Below are 247 nucleotides of genomic sequence, written 5' to 3' on the forward strand. Positions count from 1 at the left end.
GAGTTGCGCAGGCTGCATTCGGCGGCCAGGCCCTGGCGGGCAGCCTCGAACACGGCAATCTGCTGGGCAGTGGCGTCGGCATCCAGCTCGTCGGCGCGAGCGAAGTGGCTCATCAGCACGATGCGAGAAACCTTGCCACTGGCCAGCAGGCGCCGGTAAGCCTCGTGGTAATCCTTGGGGTGCAGACCGACACGATGCATGCCACTGTCGAGCTTCAACCAGACAGTGAGCGGCTTGTGGACCTGGG

The 247-nt window shown here is 64.8% G+C and carries 1 protein-coding gene; it reads right to left on the reverse strand.

All coding sequences use genetic code 11. The features are described 5' to 3' along the window. A partial coding sequence (locus SB765_RS32480) for an alanine racemase (RefSeq protein ID WP_410932873.1) occupies nucleotides 1-247 on the reverse strand: 247 nt, incomplete at both ends.

This window comes from Pseudomonas sp. SIMBA_067, from assembly GCF_046534675.1.
In the GTDB taxonomy this organism is placed as follows: domain Bacteria; phylum Pseudomonadota; class Gammaproteobacteria; order Pseudomonadales; family Pseudomonadaceae; genus Aquipseudomonas; species Aquipseudomonas putida.